The following is a 26,020-nucleotide window of genomic DNA, read 5'->3' as shown; positions in this document are numbered from 1 at the left end:
CGCCCTCACCTCGCAATGAACGAACTAATTGATCCAATTCTTAGCCTCGAACTCGAAACCGTACGAACCCTTCACAAGCTAGAGCCGTATACTAAAGACTTCATCTTCGGCAATGATCATCGCCTTGCGCGTATCAGAAATCAGCAGGTCTTTAAGCATCCTACGGGACCGCTGACCTTGCTGAGCACGATGCTTAGGTTTGGCCTAGACGAGGAAAAGCGTTCCAAACTCTTTACTAGCGCTTTTGACCTGGGGAGCCTCAAAGCCATATCGCAAGACAAGCTGTCCCTCACGTACCTGGCCAAGAAGGTTAGAAAGGAAAAGAATCAGCTCGACGATGTCGCAACTCGAAAGAAAGAATTTCAAAGCATCACCGCCGCGATCAAGAAGATTACAGGAAGGCGGATCGGCGACTACCGCGACAAGCAGAACGCCATTCGTGTCGTCTACTTGATCGATAAGCTGATGACCCACCCGAGGTATGCCAAGGATGGACGCGCAGAGCGGTTTCTCACCTTCATCAAGACACCAAGAGACAAGTTTTCGTTTGAGACGAGAGTCGCTTACCCGACGGCCGACGGCGAAACCAACAGCTTTCTCCTAAATGACTTGCGATGCTACTTAGGCATCGATATCGAACGCGACACGTTAGTCCGTATCGATAGCCTCTTTTACACCCTCATTGAAAGAGTGAACGAGGCGAGAGGTCGACTCGACGCCTTAGCTTTCCACGCGGAAAATCCCAACGATATCGCTCGCAACTTCAGACAGTTCATTGATCAGGTCGATAGCATCGATCTCTCTCAATTCAAGGATCCGCAACGCACGCGGCTCGATCAGGATCTGTATGTGCACCTACAGAAGCTCGAATTCATGCACTTCGCTGGATCGCTCTGCGAAATTTACCAGCTCGCCGCCCCACCATCCCCGATCACCCCTATCCGGGACCACATGGTTCTCGCGCTGAATCAGATAACGGACGGCCGGAGAACCCCCAGGGACGTCTGCCGTGACAATTTTTGGCTCGAGGCGTTCGACCACATCACGAGCACATGCAAAGAGGTCTTTGTTGACCTGATTCACCGCTCATTGGGATGGGTGCCAAGCGAAAGTGAATACGAGCGGTCCATAGCGCTCGCGGGTGAACTACTTTTCCGCGTCAAGTTTTTTGGTAGCGACGTACCCGTGCCACGGGACGAAGTCCGGGTGAGCTTTCGCGACATCACCAGCAGCCTCTGTACTGTCGCTCAAGCTCTACGGCACAGGACAATCTATCGCCCTTCGATATTTCGGAGCACCAAGCAAACGCGATCGATCATTACGCCGCTTGAACAGCCCCTGGACATTACCGATCTCCATCCGGACAAAGTGCTCCCCGAGGGATATGTGCAGCTCTGGCACCACCGTCGAGAATGGGTTCTGGCGGCCCTCGACGGTGCCCCGGACTTGGCGGCACAGAGGTTTGCGCTTCGCGCCACGATTTTCGAGAAGGCCATGTTTTGTATGACTTTCAATGACATCGAGATCATTGAAGCCGCGTTTCAGACACTTGAAGCTCATCTGTCGGACGTCCGACCGAACCTAGCCGCGCTTCGTTAAGCAGCGCTCCACCCCTTGGGGCCGTCCGACGTCGTCCAGAAAAGTCCGGACCTGGGTCCCATCCCCGCACCTAATCATGTTGACCGCCAGGGGATTTCCCTGGCGGTCAACCTTATTAGGAGCAAGCCATGCTTACCGACACCATTCCGGTCGCGCCCGCCGACCAACCCCACGTGCAGTGGGTGATCCAGGCCCTTCACCGCATTCTTGCCGCGCTCTATCCGAACGGTGCAGCCACCACCGATGGCCGTCGCCGTGCCGTTCGTGCCAAGGAAGCGCAGCAGATCCTTGGCCTGAAGCGCTCCGACTTCTATGCACGCCAGAACGTCAAGTCGCCTTCGTGGGATCCGACCTTTCCCAAGAGCTTTAAGTTGGGGCGCTCCGCCAACAGTCCGACCGTGTGGTACGTCGACGAGCTGGAAATCTGGCTCGAACGTCACGCCTCGTCTCGCGTTCACTAACTGGAGATGCCCTCGTGACCCATCGCATCCCCGCCAAGAACAGGCTCTCCCTCCAAGCCAAATTTGCTCGCCTTGCGGAGAAGAGCAAGCCCAGCAAGCGCGCACAGACGCGCAAGATCTTTCATGAGTTGTTTCATGAAATCGAGCAGTGTCTCGCCAATGGCAAAACGCTGACGGAAGCCCGGGAGCTCTTCAACGAGATCGCTAAGACCTGCGTTTGCGCCCGCACCTTCACGAACTTGCTGAATGCCGAGCGCCGTCACCGCCAGGAGGATCACGGCCGCAGCCACGCTGCCGTCGAGTCTCTCACCTTGACCACCCACGGACGGGAGTAACCCCATGTTCCAGAACAACCCCAACGCTTACCCGATCGCCAGCTTGACGCCCAACCTTTCCAAAGCGGCGTTGGAGCTCGCCGATATCGTCGCCTGCACCGATATCATCGCAGGCACCTCCATCCTCAATGCGGCCAACGTTGCCATCTGCGGTAAAGCGAGCTGGAAACACCCGGCTACCGGCAAATTCCATCCGTCGACACTGTACTCCATGATCTTCGCCGTTTCCGGTGATCGCAAGACGACGGCGGACAACTTGGCATGCAGCCCCATTTACGAGGAGGAGACTCAAAACATCCTCAAGCATGCCGAGAGCATCAAGGCGTTCAAGTCCGCTCACACCACCTGGTCGTCGATCCATGCCGGCCTGAAGAACCGTATCAAGAAGCTGACTCGCGAGGGCAAGGACACCACCGACGCTGAAGCTGAAGCCGAGGCACATGCTGCACTGGAACCGAACGAGCCGCGCCTGCGTCGCCTCATTCGGCAGGACATCACCAAGCGTGCCATCTACGAAGCCCTGGAGGGCGATGGGGCGACGGCAGCCTTCATGGTCGACGAGGGACAGATCCTTCTCGAAGGTGACATCATGCGCCATCTTGGCGTACTGAATAAGATTTGGGACGGTGCCGCCATCCTGACGTACGATCGCGCCAAGCACGACACGATCATCGTCCGTAATCCCCGCGCATGCATCAGCATCATGGTGCAGCCCACGGTATTCAATAAGTTCCTCCAGCGCCATGGTGCCATCACCCACGGTTCCGGCCACTTCGCGCGCTACCTGTTCGCCCGCTCTCCGTCCATCCAGGGTTACCGGCACACCAACGCCATCAATACAGGCCTGATCGATCTTGTACCGTTTCACCACCGCATTACCGCGCTTCTCCAACTGGATGCCGGTGAGGTCGCGCCGATGCAGCACGCGCTCCTGGAGTTCGATGAGCAGGCGAAGATCGAGTGGTTTCAGATTGCATACAAGGTCGAAGCCGATCTCAAACCGGGCAGCTTTCTGAGCGACATCGGCGACTTCGCGTCAAAATACATGGACATCGTCGGCCGTATCGCCACCACGATGCATGTCTTCGATGACGTGCCTGGCAAGATCTCGGTAGACACGCTGCTCCGCGCGGAGGCGATCGCCTGCTGGCATCTGAACGAGTACAAGGCCATTTTCTCCACGGAGATGCAACGTTCCGAGGAGAGCATCGATGCAGAGGCCGTGTACGGCTACCTCTATAGCCGCTATTACCGCCGCAACATGAATTCGGTATCAAAGAACTATGTTCGCCAGCGCTGCGGTGTACGTGGCGAACGCTACTACCGTGCTCTTGACGAATTGATCATGATGCGGGCCATCGAGATTCAGCGCAGCCAGAACAATACGCAGATCATTGTATTCAATCCGCAGTTCTTCTACGAAAACCCGATCTAACCCAGATCGCCCTCATGCCAACGGCCCCCTTACGGGGGCCTCTTTTTTTGCGTCGACGTCGCAACCTGATTCAGCAGGTCATCGATTCACCACATGCACCCCGGACTGCCTACCCATCACGCCAGACGCACCCGCGCCGCGTCGTTCCTTCGCTGACAACCTCCCATCGGTACCTCATCAAACGTCAAGGCACTAAGCACCAGGCCGTCACTCGTACAACGCTACAGCGGAGCCTGCCTTCGGCATCACGCAGCTTGAAAGGCGAAAAGCCGATCGAATTCATGAGGCAATCACCTAAAAGGCGGAGAGACGTCCGCAGCTAGAGAGTCCTCCAGCACTTCGCATCACGTTACCGATGCCCGGCTCCGTTGTGCAGCACGATGTGCTTAGCGAGTCCGGTTGCCCAGCAACTCCGCGCAATGGCGTTGATCGCCACACCAAGGGCTACGGTGAAGATCTCTCGCGAATTCGTACGTGCCACAACGAGGCCTGTACGTATCGACCTTGCACGCCGCGGATAGACCGCACTAGGTGACAAGACCGTCCGCGGATCTTCACTGAACCAACCAATTCAATTCGGCAACGTAATTTTCTACATCTTCAACGGTAACTGTATGTACTGACATGCCGTTGCACAGACTGCTCGACCGATGACAACAACGTCTTGGTAGCTGCCAAAAGCACAATCATGAAGATGCATTCGATAACAGCATAAGCGGTGGATGCACGACGTGCACTTTCCGTTTCTCATCCTGAGCCGGATCTGATCGCACAACTATCGCCACATAGACCGCCCGCTGGTGAATGCTTGCGGGCTTTTTCCATGCCCGAAAGAAGGGAAAGCATTGCATGATTCCATATCACTTCGAGATCAAGAGCGGAAAGCGCGGATCTTCCTTGGAGCACATCAACTACGTCACACGAACCGGTGCCCACGGCGAACACGAAGACCTTGTCACTACGGCGTTCGGAAACCTTCCTACGTGGGCGGGAAATGACCCCAAGGCCTTCTTCAGGGCCTCGGAGAAGTACGAACGTAAGAATGCGCCAGCGTTTCGATCCATGACCTTCAATCTTCCTAAGGACTTGACGATCGAGCAGAACAAGCGACTCGCGATCGACATCTCTCACGCGCTAACCGCTGGAAAACCATTCCTACTTGCCGTACATGCACCTGTTTCGGCGTTAGCTGGCGAGTTTCACCCTCATGGACACCTGATGATGTCGGATAGGATGCCGGATGACATCGAACGATCGGCTGAGCTCACCTTTCGTCGATACAACGCGAGCCACCCCGAAAAGGGAGGATGCCGGAAGGACAGTGGCGGAAAGAACCGAGCGGAGCATCGGGACTGGGTCATTGAACAGCGCAAACTCGTGGCTGAGCACATCAATGAAGCGTTGGAACGCCACGGCCATCATGATCGCGTTGACCATCGAACGCTGCGCCAACGCGGAGAATCTCGACAGCCAGAGTCCTACCTGGGTCCCGCCAGGGTTCGCCGCATGTCTTCGCATGACAAACAACAGTACCTCGATGCTCGCCAGAGGCAGCGGCGCAAAGACGAAGGATCAACATTCAAGTGATATTTTGCCGTTCGAGATGCCCGGGTAGGTCAAGCAACGCATCCCGCTCCGCGTCGGATTGTCTCGTCCTTTCCCAGCGCCGCCCCGCAAACCGGTGCTATTCGTGCTATTCGTAGCGGGAATAGCGTCGGTAAGACGACCGAGCGTCCACGTTTCCTTATGAAGCCGTATATAGAGCTCCTGGGGCATGCGGCGAGCCCAGCCCTCCCTCTCCTTGTTCTGACATCTGACCAGATCCGCGCTATGTCACGCCTCAGTCAAAGCTCAGTACAACCACGTCGAGACTCCTGGCCCGCCGCTGGCAATGGCGGAAATCCATGTGCAATTACATGGCTTTTTGAACGCGCTCGACTCTGTGCTGGCGCGTAAGGCGCTTCGGGCAATGTCTACTAGAGCAAGCGGGCACCCACGAAGCCTCTTTTGGAAACGTGCCTCAATGGCAGCAGCCAGGCTCTGATCTGGCCCGCTGCTCAACCATTCAGCCTGGGACGAAGGCCTCCTGATCCATAAAGCGCCCGCGCTCTCGCAATAGTGGGAGAAGTTCTCTATCCGCATAGTCGCAACCTGTGCGCTCAGGGTCGACTTGTTGCGTCTTGGCGGCCTGCTCCGGTCGATGTCCACCGCCCGCTGCAAGCCCACTTGCCAAATAGTCGTAACCGGGACGCCAGGCACCAGCCTGAGGGAAAACCTCGCGCAGGCTAGCGAGAATCTGCATGCCGGCGTAGTCCAGATCGCCAAAGAAATGCACGGGAGCCTGCTGCCCAGTGTCGCCGCTTTCCGGTTGCTCATCGAACAACCAGTCTTCGATGGCGAGTAGTGAAGTGGCTGGCGCAAATGCGCGGAGATACAGGCGGCAACCGGGACGCGTTCTCAACCGCCGTGCGCTACCGCGAAAACCCGCTGCGTAGATCAGCAGGCTATCCATCCACGCCGGAGCACGCACATCGGCCATGTGCTCGAATGTGGTCAGGTTCTCGACGAACAGCACGTCTTTGAAGGCGCTCCCACCGACACTAGCCGGAACCGGTGGCGCCAAAAGCAGTTGGATGGGCGGCTCCGTGAACTGGCCTGGCGCTGCACCGAGCAAACGCAGGAGTTCCTCTCGATGATCCAGCAACTTGGAACGTCCCTGGAATGCCTGTGCAGAAGCTTCGCGCAAAGCGAGCACACGGCCCGCGCGACACAGCCCGATTAACGTAGAAAGACTGTCGGTGGCCTCCTCCAACGACAACCCTTCCATCTGCGCCAGCGGATTGCGGGCCAAATAGTCGAGCGTGGCGATCGAATCGGCCGGGGCAGCCTCAGGATGGTTCGCCCACTGCGCAGCCAGATGCAGTCGCCATTGCCACTGCCAGCGTTGGGCCAACGGTACGTAATCAGCCCATGTGGCCAGAGCATCAAAATTGCATAGCTCAAGCCGAGGTTTACGGTCTGTGAAGCTGGCAAACGTGCGCGGAGGATCCAGATGCAACACCACCCACCCTGTCGCACACAGATCATGAAGTTGCATCCGCAACAACTGAACCTTCTCATCATCGACGGCGTCGTACAGCTCGGAGGCGGCTTTGCGGTCCAGCGCCAGGCGAATCGGAGCCGACGCAGTACTGCGCTCCGCCTTGGTCAGCAGTCGCCGGGCCAGTCCCAACAGAAAGGGATCACGCGAAAGCGCGGCAGGGAATGAAGGTGTCGGTGCGTCGTCCATCATCAGGCCTCGGAGGAGCCAAGCGGCGCGCCACCCACCGAGCCTCCGGACCCCGTCGAGGACCCGTCGGAAGGAGTTCCCGGCCCTGCCTTTTGCCATTTGGCGCGTGCGGCATCTCGCGCCTGCGCTGCGTGTGCTTCCCACAGCCTGGCTAGGGCCGGTCTATTGAGGACCTTTTCCTGTGCTTCGCTGATGAACAGCTCCTGGAAGCCTCCGCCGTTCGCGCGCCGCGCCATCACCTTGGAGAAGGTGAACTCCTTGTCGAATTCGGGCTTCACCGCCCCCGACTTTGAGGTTGGCATCGCCACGACGAGCTGCAAGCCCAGCGTCTGGGAAAGAAATTGCAGCACGTTCCGCGACCGCGTCTCGTCCATCTTGGAAAAAGCCTCATCGTTGAGCATCAAGCGAAGGGCTGGCGCCTCGCGCCGGTCGCGACCGAAGTGCCCAAGCGCATGCGCCAGAACCGCCGAGCGCACCACGTAGAAGGGTGTTTCCAGCTCGCCACCGGAACCCGTGCCCCAGGTCGATAGCCTCGTTGTGCCCACCGGACTGGTACGAACGATGTCATAGCGCCGGTAGTTGCGGTAATCGGCTAACTCACGCAATGCGCGCTCACTCGCACCTTGGTCGTTGGCAAGCAGCAGACGGCGAATCTCCTCCGCGGTTGCGCGCTGGGCATCGGTGAGTCGGGGAGAGGAAAAGATCGACCCGTGATCGTGTTCTAGACCTTCGACCGCGCTCTCGACGGCCTCGAAAAACTCCTGCACCTGCTGCATGCGCGGCACCCAGTCCCAGTCAAGCTTGAAGCTATCGCTTCCGAACCGAATGTCGCCAAGGTGATGGTTGAGACGCTGCAGGGTCCTCGCACCTTCTTTGACGTCATCGCGTACCCTGAAGCAGAAGCTACTAGTGAAGACATGATTGAACTGTGCTTCGGCTTCACGCAAGGAACGCGCGTTGTCGGCAAGACCGATCGCTCGTTGTCGCTTCGCCTGCTCGGCAATGGCCATACGGGTATGCAGAACAGTTGGCAGAAGCTCTTCCAGTCGATCGACGCTTCGCGGCGGATCCGTCCAGGCGAAGCGTTCGCTATCATCGCGCGCACCGGACAGATATATGCCCACCGCCTGAGCAAGCTCCCTCAAGGTGCGCGGCACGCCCTCACGAAGGCTTTGGACACGCTGACGCAACGCATCCAGACTGGTGCCCATGTCGTCTGCCAGCGTCTGGGCCTCCTCCAACAGCTGCCGCTCAGTGACAAAGGCGGAAACGGCATTCGCGAAGCGTGAGGCCCACACCGCCGCGTTCGTGCAGTCAACATCGAGATTGGGTATGCGCTCCCCCAATGCCTTCTCACGGCGATGCAGATCCGTTAGCTCCCCGTCGGTGCCGCCGATCTGTATCAACTCGGCATCGCGTCGTGCCTTCACTTCAGCGATGCGTCCGTTCAATTTGTCCTTTTCCACCAGCAGCGCATCGATCGCGGATAGGTCGAGCGCCTTGAGCGCCTGCTCGGCACTAACGTAGTGAACCTGGCTCTCCAAGACGGCCAGTAGTAGCGGGGTCAACGGCGTGAATACGGACCCGTTGAACATGCGAGTGATTGCCCCGAGCGACTTGTTTAGCGCCTCCAACTCACGTGCTTCCATCGCTAGCCGCTTCAGCTCGTCCTCACACCACTGGCGCCTGCGTTGCCGCGCGGCTTCACCGAAGGCGAGCTTCGCATCGGGCTCGCGACACGCGAACATGCCGTATCCCCGGCTTCCCAGCCCCTGCTCCATCAACCCCTGCGGGGTGCGGGCCAACTCGTCTTCGCTATCTACTTTGCGAACGCGACCGTATTGCGCCAACAGGAAGGCGTTGGCCACCGGGTGTTTGCACACCAACTCGTGCAAGACGGCGCGCTCTTCCAGCCGCCGCCCTTCAGTGTCATCCATTGCCTTGCGTCCCTGCACGACTTTGGGTGAGCGCACGGGATAATGGCGCTTCACTAATCGGGCGCAGCGCGCTTCCATGCCTGCTTCGACGATGATGGCGAAGCGATCGCCCCCCATGTAGCCCTCAATAGCCTGCTGCCAGGTCGTTCCCGGATGGGGTTCTACGAGCTGGGCCAAAAGGTGGGGGCGGGCCGAAGGAAGCTCCCGCTCAATCAGCGCCACCGCATCACGCGAGTCACTCGGACCCGGTGCACGGCCAGCCTGCAGGCCACGCAGTTCAGCGTCGTACTGCACCGTATCGTCTTTGACCTGATTAAGTCGCACACCCACGTCGGTCAACGCGCGCAACACCGCACCTTGTACTGAGGTTTCACCATCATGGATACCATGACGCAAGGCCTCCAGTTGCGCGTCAAACGCCTCGACCTCAACGGCCGGTAGTTCCACATCCAGCTGGGCTTCACGTGAATATGCATGCCCCATCATTGGCCAGGGGTTGAGGACTTGCTGCGCAACGGGACGTAACGCGTTCACTGCCGCCGCCAGCGCGGGTACGGCCGAGAGATCGATCGCCAGCAGTTGCTCGAGTTGGTTAGCCATTCCGCCGATACCACGAGCCGCGTCCTGCACCCGCCGCCAATGCAGGCGAAATTGGTCCGCCTGCTGCCGCATTTGAGTCTCCAGCGCCTGCTTCTCCCGGGCCACATCGCTATCGTCCAGGCGCCTATCGACAAGGTGAAGCTGATCTCGCAGCTCATTTTCCTGTGCCCCAAGCGAGTTCAACTTTTCAACTAGCCGCGCCCGCTTCTTATCCTGCACGGCAATCTGGCGCTCCACGGAAGCCAGCTCATCCCTTGCCTCGCTGCGCGCGCGCAGAGCGTGTGCAATGGTTGTGGTAACGAACCGGCGCCCCTCGTCCATGACCTGATCGGCACTCGCCGCGGCCACATCCAATCGCTCTAAGTTCTGCGCTAGGCGCTCCGCCTCCAGTTTTAGACTGGCGATCGAGCGCATCAGCTCGCGCATCTTGTCCAGATCCTTGGTGAAATCGTGAGGCTCGAGAATCTCGTCGCGGACCAGATCGTTGACGTTACCGAGCTCCTTGTAGGCCATGGCCTTGACAATCGACTTGGCCGCGCGGGTGGCGTCGTTCTCACCCACCGCGGTCTTTCCCATGAGCGCCCCATACAGGTGCTGCAGATACCCGCCCTTGTCTGGAAAGCGCTGTATCAGCGTGCCTGACTTATCGCTACCCACCTGCAACCGATGCTGGAGCTGCACATACAGTTCCTTCAGCGGAATAGGCGTGGCCGTTAGCGACTCTCCTGCGCGAAGATTCAGATGTTCCAATGACAGCGCGCGACGCACAATGAAGAACTGAGGCGTCCCTTGCAGGACCGCACGCCGTCCATCCTCGAAAGCCTCCACACCGACCAGCGCTGTAAAGGGTTCGACCAACTCCCCCGCATGCTCGGACGCTTCGAAGACGATCGCCGCGTAGCTGGTTGATCGGGGACGAAGGAATACGCCGTCGGCCTGCTGGCCCAGCGCGTAGGCAGCCAATGTGCGTGGCTCTTTGCCGCCACGTCGACTTTGCGTGGATTCGTCCTGGCCGATATTGAAGTGCACCACGTGCTGATGTGCCGCAGTCAACACGGTCTGGATAGCATCGAGTAGCGTGGATTTACCCGACCCGGACTCTCCCGTCAGAAGGACGGTATCGGCAAATACCCACTCGCGGTTCTCCAGCGAGCCCCAGTGCCAGGTAAGCAGCTTTGCGATCTTCATTCCATCACCCCGCTAGAAGGCGCCGCCACGCGCATGCGCCCCGCCAACTGCAACGCCTCCTCGAGAGCCTCGTCGCTGACGAAACTCATCACCGGACGCAAGACCGCCAAGCCCATCTGCATATCGCCCATGTCGTCACCCTCGATGAAATGAAGCACGCGATGCTTGCGCAATTCGCGCAGCAGCGCCGCGCGATCGCTAGTGGTATTGGGTAGCTTGTGCGCCAACAGCGAAACCACCGCCTGTGACAACTCTTCCAGGCTGATCGCCAGCCGCTCGTCTACCAGTGGTCGCCGCCCGGTCAGCGCCTCGGTATAGAGAAAGCGCAGGGCGATAACGGCAGCCACAAAATCCCGAGACAGTCGCGCGCGAAGTCGCCGCACACCGTCCTCTTCATCCTCGCCACCGGCGTCGCCCGGTGGGTAGAGCCGCAATAGACGAGCATCACTGTCGTGCACCAGAACGAAACCGATACTGGCAAACCATTCACGCAGCAATTGCTCGCACTGGATAGCATCGTCGTATAGGCCGGCCTCCGGACGCGAATGCTCACGCCACACGACGCCGCTGGCCAGAAGTCGGCTCGCCAGCTCGGCAAAACGTGCGGGCTTCACCATCCCAGCACCCTCGTCACTCAATCGCTGCTCGATGTACTGCGCTAGGGATTGCAGCATGGTGCTCAGGACCTCTTATGGGATTCTGCGTCTGCCCATTCAGTACGCAACTCGTAGTCATCCGCGCGGAAGAATGGTGTACTCACCTGCCCCAGCGTCTTGCTGGCTCGCATGATTCGCCGCCCTTCAGTCGATCGCGCCGCTCCCACGGCGTGTAAAACGCGTACCGCGTCTTCAGCGGTATCGATGGGCAGAGCTGCCAGCGTGATCGGACCATTCGATAGATAGGGAAGCAGGCCCTGCAGCACCTGCTGGTCGCTGAAGGCGAATGCCTCCGCTTCTGCTTGGCGAAGCAGTGCGTTCAGGCGACTGGTTTCATCGACAACCAAGGGCGCCTGTTCGGGTCCGACCACCTCGCGATCGCGTACCGTCCAGCGAAGGACACCGCCTGACAGGCGGATTTCACTCGTGGCCAAGCGCCGAGCCAGGACGTCCAATAGCAGTCCATGGGCGGGATCCACGTTTTCCTTCAGCCATGCCATGGTTTGGCCCAGAGGTGACTCGGCGCCATAGTCCAGTGAAAGGGCTTGCCGAAGCAGGCTGGTAAAGCGACGCACATAGTTGTTCATCTCCGAGCGAAGCATCGGCAGTTTCAAACTACAGGCGGCTTCCACCATGCTTTCAATGCGGTCGGCCAGCCAGAGCATCGGACTGCGCCCCTGCACCATCGGCTCGAGCCAAGACGCGCGCTGTAGTAGATGCGCATCGATTTGAAGGCGCTGCTCGCCATCTAATGCGCGCACGTTCTCCAGAGACTCGTAGATCTGGCCCCGGTGGCGCTCGGCGGAATCGGCAACCAGTCGCACGGCGTATTCCCGGGCGAAGCGCTTCTCAATGAAGTCATTGAATTCGTCCCACGCCACCTTTTGTGCCAAGGCCTCACGCGTCAGGCTCTGAATCAGATGACGGAAATACTCGATGTCATCTTGCAGATCCTGCACCACGCGACTGGCGAACTCATGCGCGTCCAGCAATTCGTCCGCGTCTCGGGTGGCGATGAAGGCGACCAGCGCCTTGCGCGCGGAGCGCATGTTGCGCTGCCGTGTCTTGGCTCGCGAATCGTCCATGTTGGCAAAGGTCTCGCTAAACGCTTTGCCCGCGCGACTGAGCTTGAGCGTCGGCCGCAAGTCGATAGGGTCCCGATAGTCCTCCAACCAGCCATAGTCCTTTAGCTTGCGAAGTAGTTCGGCGGCGTAAGCGCGCTCCGCTTCTGGGCGAACCGCCTGCCCGACCTCGAAGGCCATCGATCGCAGCGCTGGGTTGGCCAGGGTGTGCTGGATCACCTCCAGCACTAGGTCGCGTGTCAGCACCTCCGCGTAGTCCGCATTGGCACCATGCACCCTTTCGTACAAGGTTCGTAATACAGCGGCGCACAACTCACGATCGTCGTGCGTAAGCGGACGAAAGAAATGTTCGCGAGGTGGTGTAAAAAACAACATCGCACATACCCTCCCTAGTAATCCGCGGACCGAATCCCGCCGTGCGGAAGCACGCAGGCTACGCCAGACCGGTCATCCGCCCGCTCCCTTCTTATAGTGAGCTTACCTAATGGCTAGTCGCTATGCCGATCGTTGCACCACAGCGCATCCTTTCTCCAATCAAGGACTTAAGAAAGGTATCGCGGTGGATGACTCGATTCTTTGAAATCGTTCTTCAAGGGGCCACGGGCCAGCACGCGTGGCCCAAGAGAAGCAAACCTCACCATCAAAGGCGCGCGCATGAAATAGTTTATAAAACAAAGACTTCACGCAACCCAAGGACAAGTCCGCGAGGACCATACCCCAATCTGCGCCATCGAGGCCAAACGCTTTGCACCGCCGAAAGATGACATTTTGGATGACCTCCGACGAAATGCGGAATACCTGCTTCTTGAAGGTCGTACAGGCGCGACCCAGGTAGAGTTCACTGCCCTGTGCGCGTATCGCCACAACAAGCTCACGCGCTACAAGTGGCAGATACCGCGTGACCTCAATCGCGCCAAGTCAGCCTACGAACGGTATGTCAAATTGAGTTGCCTTGATCGTCGGATCGAATGGGACGTCATACCGTTCACTGCCTCTCAAGAGTTACTGGATGACTCAGTGACTCAAGACGAATATGACGACATGAGAATTCATCATCATGTTGGCATCATCGTCGTTCTTCGAAGATCTGGTGGTTAAGCATGGTAGCTAACCGAATCGAAGCGCTGTCCTGATGGGCGCGACCGAAGCCACGGAACAATCGCTTTCCATTTAATCAAGGCCTTACCGCGGCCCGTGGGAAGGAAACTCCACCGACTTGTTTATGGGCAACTGTAACAACGAAGCACCGTCGCACGGATCGCGATCTACTGTAGTGCTTGTTTGCAAGATTGGGCATCCGGTCGAGACAACCGGTGCCCCTTACCCCATTTCAGAGGCATCGTCAGCCCATGTTCGATGTATTCACTGAAGAAGTAGAGGTCTTGATCAAAGACGGCGTCGCCAACCTTTACTGGTACAAGGGCGACCTACATAAGGCATGGCTTCGCTCTGGCATCACCGCGGCGCTCCGTGATGAGATTCTTCGACTGCGCGATGCCGCGGGAAAAGACCTTACGAAGCGCCTTCAGATGGATGCGCTGTACGAGCGACTCCGCACCGGGCAATACGAACGGCGACTCGAGGTATCGCGGAACTTTGTGCGCATTCTGACTGAGCACAAAACCTTCGCGCCCCAGGATCCGAAACATCGAATCGAGGTCGCCGAGCGCTGCGCCCTGAAACTTCGCGAGCTTGTCCGCCAGCAGGAGAAGGACCGCGAGTACCGTGACACCATACGAACACGTGCAGCAAAAGCGTCGCGTGAGACCTACGAATCAAGGCTCGGTGAACTCAGGAACAAGTTCGCGAATGCGATTGACCTTCCCCCACAGGAGAGAGGCTATGCGCTTGAAGAACTGTTCTCCGAGCTAATGCGCATCAGTGGCATACCCGTCGAAGCCCCCTTCCGCATCGAAGGTGAACAGCTCGACGGTGCCATTAAGTATGACGGCCACTACTACTTGATTGAACTCAAGTGGACGAATGCGAGGACCGATCCAAAGGAGATCGCGCACTTTTACTACAAGGTCGAGGGAAAGCTCGGTGCACGCGGCATCTTCCTATCGATGAGCGGCTTCACCGACGGCGCGATCAATTCTCTGCCGAATGGCAAGGACCTCAAGATTCTGCTGCTCGACGGAAATCATCTGGCGAATGTGATCCACGGGCTCTACAGAATGCCGGAGCTTCTCGAACACGCGATAGGACAGGCATCGATGAAGGGCAACATCTACTGCCCACACTCGCTGCAAGGCTAGACCCTCAGATCAAAAAAAATGAGAGTCCGCCCAGATCGGCAGGGGAGCGAGTGCTCCCCTGCCCTATCACCTATAACGTTATGATCGATCCCGTACGACGCATCTTCGCGCCAGATACGGATCGATGGGTCGCCCCAACCGGAACGTCCCATCAATTCGGTGCATGCTTTCCCTGAGCGCACCACTGTCGCCATTCATCTAACTGATCCGCCGAAATCATCGCGTCGTCACCGACGGCCTTTCGGTGTACCCGCGCCCATACACCCACGCAGGCATCTAGCGTCGTCGATGCTTCATGCTGATCGCCTACGGGAGCCGTCTCGGCTGCGCCCTGCTTTGGCGAGGCAGGGGAAGCAGATCCTGCTGGCGCGCCCGCTTGATCCCCCGCGCGCGAGTCCACCTCGTTACTAGCCTTGGTACTGACATCCTTGTGTTGCACCAAGGTTCCATCCGCATAGGTTTCGTCGTCTATAAGTACGCCGTTCTTGTCCCAGGTTTTCCGGCTTCCACTGATCTTCCCGTCGACCCATTGATCGACGAGCCGAGTTCGCTTTCCGGTATCCGCATCGAAGACTTCCTGCACGCCCTGGAGCAGACCATGCCGGTAACCCTCCTTGGCAATCAGCGGCTCACCCGTCGTCGCGTACTCCATCCAGGTGCCTTCGCGCTTGCCCTGGACGAAGGCTCCCTTGAGAACGACCTTGCCGTTGGTCTCGTTGTAGGTCACATAGTCGCCATCGTACAGTCCATGCGACCAGTGCATTTTTTCCCTCAGTTCGCCTGTCGACGCGCTGTAAATCTTCTGCGTACCGTCCGGCTGTCCTTCTTCGAAGCTCCCTTCCGCCAACTTCTCGCCAGGCTTGTCTGGGTTGTAATACACGAATTTCCCGGACAATTGCCCCACGACAAAGTGGGCCTCAATAATCTGGGTATCGGATTGAGGGCGGTAGCAGGCTGCCAATCCATCAACATAGCCCTTACGAACAGAGATGGTGCACAGGGACGTTGACGAGTCCCTTCCTAGAATCGCCTGCACGAACCTGGCAGTGGCGTACTTGGCACCACCCATCTCGTTCATGAACTTGGCATGCCCCTCCCCGTTCATCATGAAGCTGTCCGGGACATGAGTCACCGTACCGGAGAACGGCTCGTTGGCACCTCCTGCGTAGATGAGCCCATCGGACACCTCAGCGTTCCGGTAATCAAGTACGGGATGGCTGCATCCGGTAAGAGCCAGTAGGGCCATCACCACACAGGTAGTCGAAAGAATGCGGTATGGAATTCTCATGTTTTTCTCTTCTGTATTGCATAACAAAGAGCGCGCGTCCTTTCGGGCGCGCGCTCTTGATATGGCCTGTGACGGGTAAGGTGGAGTCCTCAAACAGAGGCCGGGGTGGGCACGTCGCTGCTTAGCATGCTATCCGCCGAACGCCAGCCAAACTGGAGCCCCGCCAATAGTGCAGCTGCAGTGACGAGACAAAGGCTGAGCAGAAGTAGGATCGCCAGGCCTACATCGCTCTCCGCCTGGTTCAGAAGCAGAATCGTGATGAAGCGCCCACCAAACCAGATCGCTAGGCTTCGCCAAAGCGCCCCGATCTTGAGCGACTTCGTAAAGATGAAGTTGGCGCCAGGCTGGTACCGCTCGGCGTAATAGGTCCAACCACGTCGAATACTTAGTCGCACGGTCGTACCTACAAGCAGGCCGAAGACGAATAGGGTGACGATTCCCGCGACCTCCTCGCTTAGATCGTTGCCGAACACCATCGCCAGCACGAACAGTCCCAGGTCTACGGCCACGCCATAGCCAATGTTCTTCCAGCGCTGGGACGACGTGAGCTGGAAGGGTCGTTTCAAACTAGTCATTGCGACAAATCCTTATCCTAGAGAAGTACAAGCCGCACCCGATCTACGGAAGCGACCTAGATCAACATCACACGGGCATAAGTTGGCCTTGTCGAAGAGAACGCCTACGACAGCCAACCATGGGCGCCGACCTAGCCAAGAATTGCGCGCCCGATATTGGCAAATGGGTGCGCCTATACAGAGTTCATACGTGGTTCCCCCTTGTTTGAACGATCGAATCATACCTGTTTAACAGGTTATATCCTGTATTTACAGTAAACGATAACCAGGTAATAACGTCTGGGCCGCCCACAAGGGACGGCCATGAAGCACGCATCGATCCACACCCCAGAACACGCGGAGCTAGTCCTTCTACTCAAGGACTTGCGCCTCAAAGCGGGCCTTTCTCAAGTCGAAGTCGCGGAGGCGCTTGGGCGCCCCCAAACTTACGTTTCAGCCGTTGAAGTCGGGCAACGCGGTATCGACCTGCTGCAAGTTCGAGAGCTATGCAATCTCTATGGCCTGGGCTTTCCGAAGTTCGCCGAGCTCTTCGAAGCAAGGCTCAAAAGCAGGGAAAGCACGAAGAGGCCGCCTCGACGCCGACGGAAGGACTAAGGGAATACGCCCCCGGCCAAGAGAGGCATTGATGGCCACGCCGAGGAAGGGAGTCCAATTGGCTCCAAGTAGCTCAATCAGAAAAGTCCACTACTGGCCATGCTGACGCAGTCCGATCCCACAATGATGTGATCAAGCACTCGCACGCCGATAAGGCGCAGTGCCTCCCGAAGCTCTTTGGTAATCGCCCTGTCGGCGGCACTGGGCTCAGCGATACCGCTGGGATGATTGTGGGCAAGAATTGCAGCACTGGCATTCACCGCCAAAGCCGCCCGGACCACTTCTCTTGGATAAACGGCGGCACCATCGATCGTGCCCGTGAACAGGCGTTGGCACTCAAGAATCTGATGCCGGTTGTCCAGCCACAGAACATGAAATTCTTCATGCTCCAGGACACCGAGCCTCAAACGTAGGTAATCGATTGCATCGGCGGGATTGCCGATGCTTCCTTGCCGCTCTAATCGCCCCCTCAAAATGCCCTCGGCAAGGGCTAGAAGGGCCTGCTCCGTGTCGGAGGCGTTGGCCGAAGTACCGCAGGACGGGATGGATGACATTACGAACTCCTTTTGCAGAGACAGAAACGCACAGAGCCCGGCTTTCGCCGGGCTCTGTGCGCATATGCTGAGGCTGTAGAAGAAAGAGGCTAAGGGACGGTACGCTTCGGTTCTATACCTGCGCATTCGCGAATGTATGACCGCAGGTCCGGCAACAATGATTTCGGAGGATGTTCCGGTCGATAGCCGCACCAAGACGGGAACCAGCGGCACAGCCGGTAGCTCCGCCGACAATGCCATCGATCACCACGCCTGCAGCTGCTCCCAGTACGGCCCCAACCGGACCCGCGAGAAGACCGATCTCCGCTCCGGTGATTGCCATCGCCACACCGCTGGTCGTACCCGCGATGGCGCCGATAGCACCGCCGAATCGACGCCCAATATCACGCGACTCGATCTGAGCAGAACGGCATTTCGGACAGCGCGGCGTCACGTCCACAATGTCCCCACCCCACTCGTGTCCCAGCGCCAGCTCATTCATGGGCCTTCTCCTTCCGGCCCAGAAGAAAGCCAATGTACCAGTTGAAACACATCGCCCAGGCGCTGCCTGCAAGAAACAGGATGGCATAGACCAAAAGATGCTCGAACAACGAGGGACCGGGATAGCCGATCCACGACCTATCAAACATCACCACGACTCCTTTGGATGGAATGTCTCGCGCGTGAGGACCAGGCGCGAGGAACAGATTGGACTCTGCTCAACGTGGTGATATGTACCTGAGATTCTTTTGATTCGTCCGTAACCGGTGATGGTCAGTCGCGGATGGGCACTCCCGCCTCGCATCCGATTTCTTTGACAGCCCTTACCAATTTCATTCGACAGACTGCTAGTCCCGCACCGCCTGTCTGTTCGAAAGCGCTTACGCATGCATCGACAGCATCCACAAAGAACGTACTGGCTACGCTCGCGTTCTGCGCAACATGTGCTGAGGTGCGCGTGGTATCGATTGCCTTTTGCTGAGCTGAGGAAAGTCGAAGCCATCAATTGCCGGCTGCTTAGCCATAAACTCCGCAAGATCAAACGGAAGGCTAAAGAACCGGGGTAGCCAATTGAGCACGTCCGTCACACTCTTGGCGTGAAGGCGCTTTGCAGAAACGCGGGCCGCTCCATTTCTGGAAATGGACGATTTGGGGTGCATGAGGATGTTTCTCTCCTCAAATACCCTTCTTAAAGTTTCGACTTCGGCCGAATTCGACGGCAATTCATAGCCGTCAAACAGAAGTGTCGGCCCGCGCAGCCACTTCTCTACAGTACCCGATTGCTCAATTAGCCGAAAAGCCGGGTCCCTACCGAGCATAGTCAGCCCCCAAGCCAGTGCGAGGTTAATGTGAGCTTCGCATAAGGCGGCGGAAAGAATCGCTACTTCAGCGTAGATGGGCATCAGCTGCCCTAAAAAGGAGCCGGCGCGGTCCAATGGCTTCCTGTCGTATTCGGAGAGTTTGCGCGCTTCAGCATCGATTTCCTGTGCCGTGCCCTCTGGATTGTACTCACGGAGTCGCCCAAGCCAACGCTGGTAGTCACCGGGCACTGCTTCGGACTTCTTATCTGCGGCCATCTGAATTTCGTCCCGCAGTCGAGCAAAGTTGCTCCAGAGACGCTCCAGCGCGTGATCGAGCCAAATATACTCAGAACCGACCTGCCACGTCGTTGCGACCGTTTCCGCGTTTGCGACAAGCTCGCGAAATTCATCGAGTCCATCCCCGCGTTTCAGTGCCATATCGTGTTTGCACTCCAAGTGCTGTACAGGCAAAAACCCACCGCATGTCCGGCAATGTATTCAAAGTAGTCTAGTCAAAAAGCCAACGGCAACCACCGATTTGCAATGGATGGGGACTCGCTTTCTTCAGATCAGCACCGACGCCGTGTTCAGACCCAGCCGGAATGGGTGTTCAGGTCGACCGTAATCCGCACCCTGACGCGAAAGAGCAACAAGGGTTCTCGCTCGATTACACTTCTAATGGCGAGAAATTCGGCCTGGCTGCGTCGATTTGGTCGAGAATCGCAAGCGCTTCGGGGTCCTCGCTGGCTCGCAAGCGCACCGGAACCGCTTCTCCGTGGAGCTGGGCGCGCAAATCGTCCCATCGCTCCTGCAAGACATTCCAATTGTGTTCGTCGTAGGTCCCTTTGAAGACAATCGGGCGTATCTCGATGCGCGGGAGATCCTCTCCCCTTTCTCCATCGTCAATCGCCTGCCGTAGCACCTTCGCCCATCGAGAGCTCACGCGATCGACACGGCCGACCTGCTGTTCCACCACGCCCGGATTCCATTCCGGATGAAGCAGGACGACGATTCGGCAGCTCTCGTGAAGATTGAGGCCCTCGCGCCCCACGAGCGACTGCGCGACCAGCACCCGCGGGAAGCTGTTCGGGCGATTGAAGGCCAGCTGGATCATACGTCGCGTCTGCGGTCTAGTTTCGCCATACATCAGACGGGCGAAACCTCCTTGCTGGCTTGTATAGCCCTCTCGCAAATGCTCCTCGAGAGTGTTCCATGCTTCTTCCGCTTGCTCTTCGTCGAATTCCTCGTCGTCGCTGCTGTCATGGTCACCGGCCGCCTGGACCAATGCTTGGAATGCCTTAGCCAGATCGACATCAGATGGATCCGAACGATCAGTATTCGCGGCAATAGCACGGGCCAACAGGGTCACGTGACGCTCGTTCTCGTCAACATCACCGACCACGGGTACTGCCTGGCGCTCGATGGCATCGATAATAGCGAGACACTTGCCACCGTCTCCAAGGCCATAGAGCCCGGCACGCAGGCGGGGAAGAAGCCCTTCGCGCTGCCGCGCACGTTGCTCACTATCCCGGCGATAACGCTGGGCGAGCATGTCGTTGAGCTTGGCCAGATCCACGTTCGACGATAGCTGCCGGTGAGCAGCCTGGACGGCTGTCCACTCGCCGAATTCGGGATCGTGCCGATCCTCATGCACCTTGCTTTGCGGCCAAGCCCGCTCTTGCTCGACGGCCCGAAGCATCTGGCGCGCGTTGAGCAAGCTCACCAGAGCGCGCATCGGTCGGGTGAAGCGGCCAAATACCAGCACCTTTTCACCCCGATCAACTTCTTCTTCAATGACCCTGACAGCGGCCAAGATCGCCGGATGATCAAATAGAATGCTTGGGTCATGCGCGAGCGCGTCTCGTAGGGTGGATAGCCACCATGAGGATCGAGTAGCTGCCTTCGGCTCATCTTCCTGATTAAGGCCAGACGCTCCCCCGTCCCCCTCGTTCTGCGCGCGCTCTTCCTCGATCTGCTTCCGGTCCTTTTTCTCGTCGCGAAATGCTTCGTCGATGACACTGGCAAGGCCGTGACCATTGCCGACGGTGAGGCGCAAGCGTTTCGCCCGACTATCTATCACGGGCTCTCGGACGACTGATAGCGCCTCAGCCGCACACACCACCTGACGCCACGCAGGACTCAAATCCTGGAAATTGATCGCAACCTCCCGCAGCTCCCGATAGCCGTACTCGGATTGCCCACTGGCTCTTGCGAATGCACGAACATCTTCATCTTCTCGCTTGTCGCGTCGCAGCAGATATGGCGAGAGCGCCGAATGGAACTGCTTGGCGGCGCCGCGGTATTCGTCCAGCACCTCTCCATTCGTTCGCCAGCCCGATCGGAGGCGGCGGATCGCGTTTGCATAGTGCTCCGTCGCCCTAACAATCGGGTCGCGCTGCGCCTCGGTCGTATCCAGGCGCATGAGCGTCGACTCCCACTGACAGACATCGAGCTCGATGGGTGTCGCCGTCAGCGCTAGGCGGCGGCTTTCACCACCCTTGAAGAGAACCTTTTCGAGAACAGTGGATAGCCCACCGTCCTGTGACCGGTTCTTATGCGCCTCGTCCACAATGATGAGATCGAAGACTCCAAGACCTAGCCCGATGAACTTTTCAAGCCGGTCCCGAAGTGCAGCGTTACGACCATAAGCAATGGCGTTCAGCGGTTCCGGCCAGCGCACCTCTGAAAGGAGATCGATGAGCAAACGACGGACGGGATGATGGTCATCGTCTGGCACCGCTTGCACGATCGATTGCGCGGCAGCCAAAACCTGAGTGGATTGTCGGCTGTTGGGACGTTGGCTCGCGTAGTCCTGATACCCGCGTGGCCGCTTCCCCTCGATTGAACGGCGGGCCTCCGCATAAATCTCTGGAAGAAGTGCCCAGCGCCAGATCTGCGAGCTATTCGGCCAGATGCGCCAGTCGGCGAAACGATGCGAAACCAGCACGATATCGTTCTCGAACCAAGGCCGCGCTTCCGTACGGCTGCCAGCCATTGCTTCCGGATCCCATCTTTCAAAGTATCCATACAGGCTCCGCACGGCGTCATGGACCACGGTTCCGCATTCGCGAAATTCCTTTCTCCACTGGAAGCTCAGCCCGGGCGGGATGACGACGGCGGATCGCCCGCCGCATTGCGCGACCGCCTTAGCCACGAAAGCCGCAATGCGCGTTTTGCCCATGCCAACCTCATCGGCAACAATCACGCCATTGCTGCCGATTCGGTCGGCGATTGCCTCTAGGCTTGCACGTTGCCCGTGATTGAGCAGAGGCGCGAACTCCGACGACGGACTTGCCATGTCTCGGAGATGTCGCGCGACGTCCCTCCATCCCAGAAACTTCTGTTTCAACGCCGCTCCCCCAGCTTCGAATAGCCCTCAAGCTGCCAGGCCGTGATAGCCGCATTGAGCGCCGCCTCGTAGCGAGCGCCCTGTTGCGTCTGAGCAGTCGCGGCAAAGGCTGGCCGGAAAGCTGGCGCAAACAAGGGGTGGAGCGGGTTAAGTGCTATCGATTGGAATGCCCTTACAACCGCACTGTCCTTTGCTTGCGTCAAGATCTGCTCGAGACGGTTGCACCACATCGACCAGTCCGACTCTCCGATGGCGACCTGCTTGGCTGCAATTTCCTCAACTAGGATCATCATCCGGCGGACTGGGTAGGAAGAAGATGTCGTTGACGAGGCGACTCCACTGGAGACGACCCCGTCCACGGTGTCCGCAGAGTCACCACCCACCAGCTCCTCATCCTCCGGGGGCATCGGGAAATTGGCAAGCTGGATCCACGCCTCTTCCAAATCGAGCGCAGGCAAGTCGCCTGCTCCATAGCGGCCGTAACGATCAATGACCGGCACACTGGCCTTTCGGACGCCCTCCTCGACTGACCACACCACTGTCACTTGGCGGGGACGCTTACCTGGCCAGACGAAGCTGCCATCCGCGAGGCACTCGCATGAACGCCCGTCGGGATCGTGCAGCGCAAACGGCCCCCGCACATCTCCTTGCGGCGTAAGGGACGCAAGCTCGCTGCGCTCGTCCCAGAGAAACAGAGCGACGGGCGCGGCAATGAACGCCGTATCGCGCTCCGGCATGTCTTGCCCTACCTGTAGCACTGGCAATGGTGTCTGGTCCGCGTCGTCCCAATGGATGGGAAGAAGATTGGTGATGACATTGGCGCCGTCATCCCTCTTCCCCTCCACCTCCCATCGCAAGGTTTCAGGGGCGAAAACCACCCCGGCCTCGAGATTTCCGGCCGAGCCGGCCCTATTCATGAAGCCTGGGCTAGTCAGATTGCCCGAGCCGAGATAGACCCATGGGCGACTGCAGTTATTGGATCCCTTTTGCCAATTGGCGCTGAAGATGAACTTGGCGTGGAGCGCGCGCGGGGCGGCGCCAAAGTACGCCGGCGCGCGCGCAACGCGTATCGTCCAGCCCCTTTCCTGTTCAATCCAGGACTGGCGGGTGGCAACTGCCTGGCAGGCGAGCGGGTTGACGAAGATGTCTTTTTCGCAGGAGGCCGTTACAAGTTCAGACTTCTGCAGTGCCTCAAGAATCTGCTCAGGAACGAAGGTGTCGCTCGATCCTTCGCCTTCGAAGAAGCCTGACCCAAGCGCAAGATAGTTGCGCCTGACTTCGGCCGCGTGATGACGCACAAGATCGGGAAGCTGCGCAATGAGAGAGTGCCTTCGACTGTCAAAGAAGCGTGGCCGATATCCCCGATGGCGTTTGCCGATCTCGGCGATCCATTCGGTGAGTCTGGCAGCCGCATCGGCGGACTCGTTATCTATCCCCGCAGCAAGTTCGAGCAGGCGAAGATCGAAGGATTCCTGGAGCGACCATAGGAAATCCCAAACAGCGGCCAGATCGGTGCGGTTCTGACGGACGACCTCAGCGTCTGCATCCTCATCCTTGCTGAAGACATCGACGTGCCAGGCAAGATCTAGGCTTTCTCGAAGCGTTTGGCTTGTCCAATTGCCGGTTGACACGATGACGCGTAGGACGAAGCGATCGGCACCCTGGAAGCCAAGGACAGCGACCTTGGCATGCAGGAGAGCAAAGGGCAGCTTTGCAACCCTCACCGGCAGATGCAGTGCGCCTGGCATTTCCACAGGCCCGATCTGTGGGTTTCCGGGATCGAGCATCGCGGCCAGCAGGATCCGGCCCTGGTGAGCACGCTGGGCCCGTGTCAGGCCAGAGAAGCGCTCAAGAGCATCCTCCAGGAAGCCGGCGTCGGCCGCGTAGCCGCAAAGCCAGCCAAAGAATCCTCGATACCCGGTGGGCGGCTCGAAGAGCTGAGCGAGTGAGGCGGGCTTGAAACTCATACCGTCTCCTCAGTCGCGGACTGGCTCAGGAACTCTCCAAGTCGTCCCTGCAAATCCAGCTCGAGGAGATAGAGATTGCGGATACGACCGGAGATGCCTCCCGGAACCGGCACCCGTCCCACATTGTCGGCGCCTGGTCCCTCACTCTCGTCTTCTGAAGCTTCCGCCTGAAGCTGTGAGGAGAAGGCTGCGCCGGGCAGCACGTCGTTGCCTACCAGCCGCAAAACCCGATCGTCACGTTTTACGAGGCTGCGAATAATGGCCGCGGGATCCGCCTCTACGCATTCACGGCAGAAAGCCATCGCCGTGCGTCCTTCCGTCGGATCTGCGTCTTCGCCAAGAAACCGCTGTGCCGCCTTGCGTAAATCTATAATCGCCCGCTGGACAAGGGAAAACGTCCGCGCGTCGTCCACTGTAAGTTTCGGCACCGCCAGCGGCACCATCTGGACCTCAATGGCGTTCAATACATCTATCGCGGCATCTCTCGCCGCGAAGAACCGCGCGCCTAATCGGAGATCGTCCCAGTGACTCGCTTCAAGCGCCGATGGCTTGGCGTCCCACCCTGCAGAGTTACTCGGCTCAACGGAACGCACCCAGGCAAGAGCATTCTTCCTACGGGCCGCCGACGGGTTCAGACCAGCTCCCTCGCAGAGCTTGTCGCGAATCAGCGCCCGAGCATCAACCGGCAGGACGACCAAAGGCGATAATGCTTCCCGCAGTGCGGGCGTATTGGAGACGGAGGCATCGTCTTTGGCACGGTTGAAGAGATAGTCCTCCACCGTACCGTTAAACGGCCTGTAGGCGGCAGTAGCGGCTTCGATCAAGTCCATACCAGCCTGCGTGCAACGGAAGCTGTTGAACCGCTGGCTACCGGATTCGACGAAGCCAAGATCGACGAGGGCTTCCACCGTCGCCATGCGCATGGGCTGGGTGACGTAGAACCGCGGCTGGCGCAGTCGCGTGAAGGTGAGATTGTCCTTGCCGGCCAGTTTCTGACTGCCACGCAGTCGGGGGTCTCTCGTCCAACCGTTGTTCTGGAATGCACACCAGCAAGCCAGCGCCTCGACCGCGTTGGCAATCTCGATTGCCTTGACGTTGGAGTTTGTGGAGCGCAACCGGTCCGCAACGCGGACGCCAAGCGTTGCAAGGAAGATCTGCTTGGCAAACCACACCCCGCCCAGTCCTGGCACGGCAAGCTGGTTGAACTTCCGCACGGTGGAGCCCAAGCCTAGCGTTCGCGCTCTGCGCGCCCCAGCAAGCTGCTCGGGTCCAAGCAAGCCCCAGTGCATGGTCAGAAGCTGGCCCAGCTTTGCGGATTCGAAAGCGTCATTGGCCAACGGAATCTTCCATCTTCCGTTCTGCGCTCGTCAGCCAGCTGATCGTGCGATAGCAGCGATTGCTCATTCCGCTCGCTCCGATGCAAATCTTTCAACGCTTTCGCATCCAACACCCTCTCCCCTGTATTAGGCACTGCACACTGTTTGGACCGTACCATCCCGAGCAACCACTCGGCTCAGCGAAGAACCGGCAATGGGTAACGGCTCAGTAATTGACTCTCTTCAAGTCACCTCAA

General features: G+C 58.5%; 20 protein-coding genes. 7 read left to right on the top strand and 13 right to left on the bottom strand.

Annotated elements, in window-relative coordinates:
* Window positions 1–15 precede the first annotated feature (15 nt).
* The 5 genes from ISP14_RS02980 to ISP14_RS02960 all read left to right on the top strand — a co-directional run bounded on the left by ISP14_RS02980 (window position 16) and on the right by ISP14_RS02960 (window position 5,417).
* A complete protein-coding gene (locus ISP14_RS02980; protein WP_404536175.1) occupies window positions 16–1,599 on the top strand; it encodes a hypothetical protein in 1,584 nt (527 codons plus the stop codon).
* A gap of 128 nt (window positions 1,600–1,727) precedes the next feature.
* Window positions 1,728–2,060 carry a helix-turn-helix transcriptional regulator gene (locus ISP14_RS02975; protein WP_404536174.1) on the top strand — a complete coding sequence of 111 codons (333 nt, stop codon included), beginning with the start codon at window positions 1,728–1,730 and terminating at the stop codon, window positions 2,058–2,060.
* 14 nt (window positions 2,061–2,074) lie between these two features.
* A complete protein-coding gene (locus tag ISP14_RS02970; RefSeq protein WP_404536173.1) occupies window positions 2,075–2,395 on the top strand; it encodes a hypothetical protein in 321 nt (106 codons plus the stop codon).
* A gap of 4 nt (window positions 2,396–2,399) precedes the next feature.
* Window positions 2,400–3,830 carry a YfjI family protein gene (locus tag ISP14_RS02965; protein ID WP_404536171.1) on the top strand — a complete coding sequence of 477 codons (1,431 nt, stop codon included), beginning with the start codon at window positions 2,400–2,402 and terminating at the stop codon, window positions 3,828–3,830.
* Window positions 3,831–4,679: 849 nt separating this feature from the next.
* Window positions 4,680–5,417 carry a MobA/MobL family protein gene (locus ISP14_RS02960; protein WP_404536170.1) on the top strand — a complete coding sequence of 246 codons (738 nt, stop codon included), beginning with the start codon at window positions 4,680–4,682 and terminating at the stop codon, window positions 5,415–5,417.
* 478 nt (window positions 5,418–5,895) lie between these two features.
* Here ISP14_RS02960 and ISP14_RS02955 read toward each other — a convergent pair whose 3' ends face one another.
* From ISP14_RS02955 to ISP14_RS02940, 4 genes are read right to left on the bottom strand one after another with little or no spacing between them, the layout of a single operon-like run.
* Window positions 5,896–7,122, bottom strand: coding sequence for a hypothetical protein (locus tag ISP14_RS02955; protein WP_404536169.1), 1,227 nt, complete (start codon window positions 7,120–7,122; stop codon window positions 5,896–5,898).
* Window positions 7,122–10,844 carry an SbcC/MukB-like Walker B domain-containing protein gene (locus ISP14_RS02950; RefSeq protein ID WP_404536168.1) on the bottom strand — a complete coding sequence of 1,241 codons (3,723 nt, stop codon included), beginning with the start codon at window positions 10,842–10,844 and terminating at the stop codon, window positions 7,122–7,124. Before ISP14_RS02950 ends, ISP14_RS02955 begins: the two co-directional genes overlap by 1 nt.
* Window positions 10,841–11,518: a DUF4194 domain-containing protein gene (locus tag ISP14_RS02945; RefSeq protein WP_404536167.1), complete on the bottom strand. Its 678-nt coding sequence runs from the start codon at window positions 11,516–11,518 to the stop codon at window positions 10,841–10,843. The genes ISP14_RS02950 and ISP14_RS02945 overlap by 4 nt, the downstream gene beginning before the upstream one ends.
* Window positions 11,519–11,523: 5 nt before the next feature.
* The gene (locus ISP14_RS02940; protein WP_404536165.1) at window positions 11,524–12,957 is read right to left on the bottom strand and encodes a Wadjet anti-phage system protein JetA family protein; all 1,434 of its coding nucleotides are present in this window, start codon (window positions 12,955–12,957) and stop codon (window positions 11,524–11,526) included.
* Window positions 12,958–13,931: 974 nt separating this feature from the next.
* Between ISP14_RS02940 and ISP14_RS02935 the strand changes: the two genes are divergently transcribed.
* Window positions 13,932–14,840 (top strand): restriction endonuclease, encoded by a 909-nt coding sequence (locus ISP14_RS02935; RefSeq protein ID WP_404536163.1) that lies wholly within the window; start codon window positions 13,932–13,934, stop codon window positions 14,838–14,840.
* Between the two features lie 151 nt (window positions 14,841–14,991).
* Here the strand turns inward: ISP14_RS02935 and ISP14_RS02930 are convergent, their stop codons facing one another.
* Window positions 14,992–16,128, bottom strand: a complete 1,137-nt coding sequence (locus ISP14_RS02930; protein ID WP_404536162.1) for a toxin-antitoxin system YwqK family antitoxin — start codon at window positions 16,126–16,128, stop codon at window positions 14,992–14,994.
* An 89-nt stretch (window positions 16,129–16,217) separates the two neighbouring features.
* Window positions 16,218–16,703, bottom strand: a complete 486-nt coding sequence (locus tag ISP14_RS02925) for a hypothetical protein (protein WP_404536160.1) — start codon at window positions 16,701–16,703, stop codon at window positions 16,218–16,220.
* A gap of 303 nt (window positions 16,704–17,006) precedes the next feature.
* Between ISP14_RS02925 and ISP14_RS02920 the strand changes: the two genes are divergently transcribed.
* The gene (locus ISP14_RS02920; protein ID WP_404536159.1) at window positions 17,007–17,297 is read left to right on the top strand and encodes a helix-turn-helix domain-containing protein; all 291 of its coding nucleotides are present in this window, start codon (window positions 17,007–17,009) and stop codon (window positions 17,295–17,297) included.
* Window positions 17,298–17,374: 77 nt separating this feature from the next.
* Here ISP14_RS02920 and ISP14_RS02915 read toward each other — a convergent pair whose 3' ends face one another.
* The 7 genes from ISP14_RS02915 to ISP14_RS02885 all read right to left on the bottom strand — a co-directional run bounded on the left by ISP14_RS02915 (window position 17,375) and on the right by ISP14_RS02885 (window position 25,784).
* A complete protein-coding gene (locus ISP14_RS02915) occupies window positions 17,375–17,851 on the bottom strand; it encodes a JAB domain-containing protein (RefSeq protein WP_404536157.1) in 477 nt (158 codons plus the stop codon).
* Window positions 17,852–17,963: 112 nt separating this feature from the next.
* Window positions 17,964–18,332 carry a hypothetical protein gene (locus ISP14_RS02910; protein ID WP_404536156.1) on the bottom strand — a complete coding sequence of 123 codons (369 nt, stop codon included), beginning with the start codon at window positions 18,330–18,332 and terminating at the stop codon, window positions 17,964–17,966.
* Window positions 18,325–18,480: a hypothetical protein gene (locus ISP14_RS02905; protein ID WP_404536154.1), complete on the bottom strand. Its 156-nt coding sequence runs from the start codon at window positions 18,478–18,480 to the stop codon at window positions 18,325–18,327. Before ISP14_RS02905 ends, ISP14_RS02910 begins: the two co-directional genes overlap by 8 nt.
* Before the next feature lie 270 nt (window positions 18,481–18,750).
* Window positions 18,751–19,569, bottom strand: a complete 819-nt coding sequence (locus ISP14_RS02900) for a hypothetical protein (RefSeq protein ID WP_404536153.1) — start codon at window positions 19,567–19,569, stop codon at window positions 18,751–18,753.
* Window positions 19,570–19,798: 229 nt separating this feature from the next.
* Window positions 19,799–22,480: a helicase-related protein gene (locus tag ISP14_RS02895; RefSeq protein ID WP_404536152.1), complete on the bottom strand. Its 2,682-nt coding sequence runs from the start codon at window positions 22,478–22,480 to the stop codon at window positions 19,799–19,801.
* On the bottom strand, window positions 22,477–24,447 hold the full coding sequence (locus tag ISP14_RS02890) for a phospholipase D-like domain-containing protein (RefSeq protein WP_404536151.1): 1,971 nt from the start codon (window positions 24,445–24,447) through the stop codon (window positions 22,477–22,479). The genes ISP14_RS02895 and ISP14_RS02890 overlap by 4 nt, the downstream gene beginning before the upstream one ends.
* Window positions 24,444–25,784 (bottom strand): hypothetical protein, encoded by a 1,341-nt coding sequence (locus ISP14_RS02885; protein ID WP_404536150.1) that lies wholly within the window; start codon window positions 25,782–25,784, stop codon window positions 24,444–24,446. The genes ISP14_RS02890 and ISP14_RS02885 overlap by 4 nt, the downstream gene beginning before the upstream one ends.
* Window positions 25,785–26,020 lie beyond the last annotated feature (236 nt).

Source organism: Dyella agri (assembly GCF_044904705.1).
Taxonomy (GTDB): domain Bacteria; phylum Pseudomonadota; class Gammaproteobacteria; order Xanthomonadales; family Rhodanobacteraceae; genus Rhodanobacter_A; species Rhodanobacter_A agri.
This window is presented reverse-complemented; position numbering and strand designations above follow the sequence as displayed.

Coding starts and splice junctions, on each gene's coding strand:
- ISP14_RS02980 (WP_404536175.1), top strand. CDS start 16: ATGAACGAACTAATTGATCCAATTCTTAGCCTCGAACTCGAAACCGTA.
- ISP14_RS02975 (WP_404536174.1), top strand. CDS start 1,728: ATGCTTACCGACACCATTCCGGTCGCGCCCGCCGACCAACCCCACGTG.
- ISP14_RS02965 (WP_404536171.1), top strand. CDS start 2,400: ATGTTCCAGAACAACCCCAACGCTTACCCGATCGCCAGCTTGACGCCC.
- ISP14_RS02960 (WP_404536170.1), top strand. CDS start 4,680: ATGATTCCATATCACTTCGAGATCAAGAGCGGAAAGCGCGGATCTTCC.
- ISP14_RS02955 (WP_404536169.1), bottom strand. CDS start 7,122: ATGATGGACGACGCACCGACACCTTCATTCCCTGCCGCGCTTTCGCGT.
- ISP14_RS02950 (WP_404536168.1), bottom strand. CDS start 10,844: ATGAAGATCGCAAAGCTGCTTACCTGGCACTGGGGCTCGCTGGAGAAC.
- ISP14_RS02945 (WP_404536167.1), bottom strand. CDS start 11,518: ATGCTGCAATCCCTAGCGCAGTACATCGAGCAGCGATTGAGTGACGAG.
- ISP14_RS02940 (WP_404536165.1), bottom strand. CDS start 12,957: ATGTTGTTTTTTACACCACCTCGCGAACATTTCTTTCGTCCGCTTACG.
- ISP14_RS02935 (WP_404536163.1), top strand. CDS start 13,932: ATGTTCGATGTATTCACTGAAGAAGTAGAGGTCTTGATCAAAGACGGC.
- ISP14_RS02930 (WP_404536162.1), bottom strand. CDS start 16,128: ATGAGAATTCCATACCGCATTCTTTCGACTACCTGTGTGGTGATGGCC.
- ISP14_RS02925 (WP_404536160.1), bottom strand. CDS start 16,703: ATGACTAGTTTGAAACGACCCTTCCAGCTCACGTCGTCCCAGCGCTGG.
- ISP14_RS02920 (WP_404536159.1), top strand. CDS start 17,007: ATGAAGCACGCATCGATCCACACCCCAGAACACGCGGAGCTAGTCCTT.
- ISP14_RS02915 (WP_404536157.1), bottom strand. CDS start 17,851: ATGTCATCCATCCCGTCCTGCGGTACTTCGGCCAACGCCTCCGACACG.
- ISP14_RS02910 (WP_404536156.1), bottom strand. CDS start 18,332: ATGAATGAGCTGGCGCTGGGACACGAGTGGGGTGGGGACATTGTGGAC.
- ISP14_RS02905 (WP_404536154.1), bottom strand. CDS start 18,480: ATGTTTGATAGGTCGTGGATCGGCTATCCCGGTCCCTCGTTGTTCGAG.
- ISP14_RS02900 (WP_404536153.1), bottom strand. CDS start 19,569: ATGGCACTGAAACGCGGGGATGGACTCGATGAATTTCGCGAGCTTGTC.
- ISP14_RS02890 (WP_404536151.1), bottom strand. CDS start 24,447: ATGAGTTTCAAGCCCGCCTCACTCGCTCAGCTCTTCGAGCCGCCCACC.